We start from the raw sequence: 4,472 nt of genomic DNA, 5'->3' as shown, positions 1-4,472 counted from the left end.
ATCCCGGGCCCCACCGGCCGTCGTCGGGTTCAAGGGCGAACGCCGTCACGCCTACGTGCGAACCGCCGCGGATTGGGCGAGGGCCTGGCCGGCCCTTGAGCCGTGCTCGGCCGTTGGCCCGCTCAGCGGCCGATCTCCTTACGCGTGATCCTGCGGAGCCTGCGCCGCTGGCTGGGATCGAGTACCAGGTAGGCGATCGCGGGGACTCCGATGAGCACCAGCAGTGACAGCCAGAACCCGATGAACGGCATCAGGACGACTGCGACGACAACTCCCCCGATGGCGATCTTTGCGCTGTTCGACATCGTCCACGCCTCCTTCGCGGCCAGTGGCCGCTCCTGCTATGAGAACGCCTGTGCGTACCCATCGGTTCCAGCCTGCCCCGAACCCGTCGGGAACGGTTACCTGAGCGGCGCGCCGACCTCGTGCATGTGGTCGAGGGCCTGGCGGTAGGACTCGATGAGTCCGGTCTCCGCGTACGGCATGCCGAGCTCCTCGCAGTGGGCCTTGACCAGGGGCTGAGCCAGCCGCAGGTGCGGGCGGGGCATGCTAGGGAAGAGGTGGTGCTCGATCTGGTAGTTGAGCCCGCCGAGGAACCAGTCGGTGAGGAAGGCGCCCCGTACGTTGCGTGAGGTGAGGACCTGGCGCTGCAGGTGGCCCCAGCGGTCGCCGTCGGGGTCGGGCATCTCCATGCCCTTGTGGTTCGGGGCGAAGGCCATGCCCAGGTGCAGGCCGAAGAGCGCGTGGTGCACGAGCGCGAAGACGACAGCCTTTCCGGGCGACATCACGGTGAGCAGCAGTGTGGCGTAGAGGCCGAGGTGGGCGACCAGGAGCAGGGCGGAAAGGACGCGCTCACGGGCGGGCTGCTGACGCAGGTACTGGAAGCCGGAGATCTTCAGGGCGATGCCTTCCAGGAGCAGCATCGGGAAGAACAGCCGGGCCTGGTTGCGGGTGAGCCAGCGGGCGAAGCCCTCGCGCTGTGCGGCCTGCTTCTGGGTCCAGACGAGGGCGCCGACGCCGACGTCCGGGTCCTTGTCCACATGGTTGGGGTTGGCGTGGTGACGTACGTGCTTGTCGTTCCACCACGCTTCGTTCATGCCGAGGAGCAGATTGGCGTGCACCAGGCCGATGGCCCGGCTCGCCCGGCGGTCACCGGATATCTGGGCGTGTCCGGCGTCGTGCCCGACGAACGCGGTGCGGGACCAGAAGATGGCGAGGGGCAGAGCGAGGAGCAGGTTCCACCACGTGTTGCCGAGGAGGACCATTCCCGTGAGCACGGCGCCCAGGGCGATCAGGTTGGCGGCGATGCCTGCCGCGTACCAACCGGTGCGGCGTTCGAGGAGTCCCTGCCCCTTGACGGCCCGCAGCAGTGGCGCGAAGTCACTTCCTGTACTTCCGGCACTTCCGGCACTGTCACGGGTTCGTTCCGCGACGGTGGTTGCGGCCTGAGGCATGATGTCTCCGGTCTTGAATGGGTGCGCTGACCTGATGAAACGTACGGGTCGCAGATGTATGGCAGCCATGGAGCCACCACCCGAGGTTTCCTGGTGCCAACCCCCTCATTCCGGAGGGGGGCTGGCTACACCTGGCCGACATGGCGGACTCAGGTGTGATTTGAATCATGTGGCGACTAGCCCCGCCGCCGGATGCGATGGAGTACCCTCGGCGACCTCAGTCCACTAGTCAAACTTGAGGAATCTGACATCGCTGTGCACAGCCTCCACGCAGCAACGCTCTCCGAGATCTCCGCACTCGCCGGCTGTTCCGTGGTGTTCCTGCCCGCGGATCCCTCCCGGACCGGACGCGTCGCCTTCTGGTGCCCAGACGGTAGCAGTCCGCCCGATGCTCCCGGGACCGTCGAGGTCCTGACCGTGACCGGCTCCGACGCTCAGCCGTACGAAGTACCGGCGCGGCTGCTTCCCGTGCGGGACGCCCTGCCGGTGCTGACGCGCGCACGGGCCTCGGCACACGCCTCGCCGGCGGCCTCCTTCTGGGGTGCGGCGGGGCTGCTGGCCCTTCAGTTCACCGCGCGTGGGCTGTTGTTGCCGGGGCTGAGCGCCACGGATCACGACGTGTGGCGGGCCGGACCGCTCACCGCGGACGATCAGGACCGGATCCGCGGCCTGGCCGCTTCCATGCCGCCAAGTGCCCGTGCGGTACCGCTCGATGCGACGGCGGAACAGCTGTTGCTGCCCGAACCGGAGTGGCTGGTAAGGGCGTTCCTCGACGCGGTCGCCGACGGCCTGCCGCGCACACCCGCGGCGGCCCTCGCCACCGGCGGCCCGGCGTTCGCCGCGGACGCTCCGCAGCGGCTGCCGGATCAGCGGGCCTGGGTCGCCGATGTCGCGGCCGGGCACGACGCGGGCGTACGGCTCTCGCTGCGCGTGGAGGTGTCCGGACTCGACCGGACCTACGAGGCGTCCGAGGGACAGCTGTCCGGCCCCTCCTTCCGTGTGGTTCCGCAGATCCACAGCGTCAGCGACCCCACCCTGGTCACCGATGCCGCCAAGGTCTGGACGGGCAACGGACCGGCCGCCGCCGCCCTCGGGCCGAAGGCCCGGATGGACGCCCTGCTGCTGCTGCGCCGGGCCGCCCGCGCCTGGCCGCCCCTGACCCCCCTGCTGTCGGCGGCCGTGCCGGACGCCCTGGAACCGGCCGACGAGGAGATCGCCGAACTGCTCGGCTCCGCCTCACGGGCCCTGGCCGCCACGGGCGTGCAGGTGCACTGGCCCAGGGAGCTGGCCCGCAAGCTCACGGCGTGCGCGGTGATCGGCCCGCCCGACGACGAGGACGGCGAGGGCGCGCCGGCCGATTCCCGAGGGCCCCTGCGTACCGCGTCGGACACCTCACCGCTCCTGTCCGCGGACTCCCTGCTCGCGTTCGACTGGCGGTTCGCGCTCGGTGACCAGCAGCTCAGCCGCGCCGAGCTCGACCGGCTGGCCGAGGCGGGCCGGCCGCTGGTGCGGCTGCGCGACCAGTGGGTGCTCATCGATCCCGACGAAGCGCGTCGCGCCCAGAAGACCCAGGACCGCAAGGTCACTCCGATCGACGCGCTCGGAGCGGTGCTGACCGGCTCCACCGAGGTCGACGGCCGCCGGGCCGAGGTCCGGGCGACCGGCTGGCTGGAGGCCCTGCGGCAGCGGGTCGCCGATCCGGAGTCCCGGCAGGCGCAGGGCGAGCAGCCGGCGCTCGGTCAGCCGGCGGCGCTCACCGCGACGTTGCGCGACTACCAGCTCCGTGGCCTGAACTGGCTGCACACGATGACCTCGCTCGGACTCGGCGGCTGTCTCGCCGACGACATGGGACTCGGCAAGACCATCACCCTGATCGCGCTGCATCTGCACCGGCAGACCATCGAATCGGCCGCGGGCCCCACCCTGGTGGTCTGCCCGACCTCCCTGATGGGCAACTGGCAGCGGGAGATCGAGAAGTTCGCGCCGGGCACCGCGGTGCGCCGCTTCCACGGCGGCTCACGAAGCCTGGAGGACCTGGCGGACGGCGAGTTCGTCCTCACCACGTACGGGACGATGCGGCTGGACACCGCGAAGCTCGCGGCCACCCGGTGGGGCATGGTCGTCGCCGATGAGGCGCAGCACGTGAAGAACCCGTACTCGGCAACGGCGAAACAGCTGCGCACAATCGGCGCACAGGCCCGGGTGGCCCTCACCGGCACCCCCGTGGAGAACAACCTCTCCGAACTGTGGGCGATCCTCGACTGGACGACCCCGGGCCTGCTCGGCCGGCTCGGCACCTTCCGCACCCGGTACGCGCGAGCGGTGGAGGGCGGCAGCGACCCCGCGGCCGCCGAGCGCCTGTCACGTCTCGTCCGCCCGTTCCTGCTGCGCCGCAAGAAGTCCGACCCTGGCATCGCACCCGAACTGCCGCCCAAGACCGAGACCGACCGCGTCGTCTCGCTGACGGCCGAGCAGACCAGCCTGTACGAGGCGGTGGTCCGCGAGACCATGGCGAAGATCGAGGAGTCCGAGGGCATCGCCCGACGCGGCCTGGTGCTGAAACTGCTCACCGCGCTGAAGCAGATCTGCAACCATCCGGCGCAGTACCTCAAGGAGGACGAGCCGCAGATCGCCGGCCGTTCGGGAAAGCTGGAGCTGCTCGACGAGCTGCTGGACACCATTCTCGCGGAGGGCGCGGCCGTCCTGGTGTTCACCCAGTACGTGCAGATGGCTCGGCTCCTGGAACGGCATCTGGCGGCGCGCGGGGTCCGCACCCAGTTCCTGCACGGCGGCACTGCGGTCGCCGCGCGGGAGTCGATGGTGAACCGTTTCCAGGCGGGCGAGGCTCCGGTCTTCCTGCTGTCGCTCAAGGCGGCCGGGACCGGGCTCAACCTCACCAGGGCGGGCCATGTGGTGCACTTCGACCGCTGGTGGAACCCGGCGGTCGAGGCCCAGGCGACCGACCGCGCGTACCGCATCGGGCAGACCCAGCCGGTGCAGGTGCACCGGCTGATCGCC

Annotated in this window: 3 protein-coding genes; 1 reads left to right on the top strand and 2 read right to left on the bottom strand. The window is 70.5% G+C overall.

The window, feature by feature from the left end; genetic code table 11:
* Positions 1-122: 122 nt before the first annotated feature.
* Together J1C73_RS19050 and J1C73_RS19045 are read right to left on the bottom strand one after the other, a co-directional pair.
* Entirely contained in the window at positions 123-305 is a 183-nt protein-coding gene (locus J1C73_RS19050; RefSeq protein WP_123465650.1) for a tail-anchor membrane protein, read from the bottom strand.
* Positions 306-401: 96 nt separating this feature from the next.
* Positions 402-1,454, bottom strand: a complete 1,053-nt coding sequence (locus tag J1C73_RS19045) for a fatty acid desaturase family protein (RefSeq protein ID WP_207317465.1) — start codon at positions 1,452-1,454, stop codon at positions 402-404.
* 255 nt (positions 1,455-1,709) lie between these two features.
* Here J1C73_RS19045 and J1C73_RS19040 point away from each other — a divergent pair.
* The coding region (locus J1C73_RS19040; RefSeq protein WP_207317464.1) for an SCO1167/SCO6262 family helicase at positions 1,710-4,472 on the top strand (2,763 nt) is incomplete at its 3' end.

It is taken from the genome of Streptomyces laculatispora (assembly GCF_017353455.1).
Taxonomy (GTDB): Bacteria; Actinomycetota; Actinomycetes; order Streptomycetales; family Streptomycetaceae; genus Streptomyces; species Streptomyces laculatispora.
The sequence above is the reverse complement of the archived record's forward strand: the minus strand, read 5'-3'. Positions and strand labels throughout refer to the sequence as shown.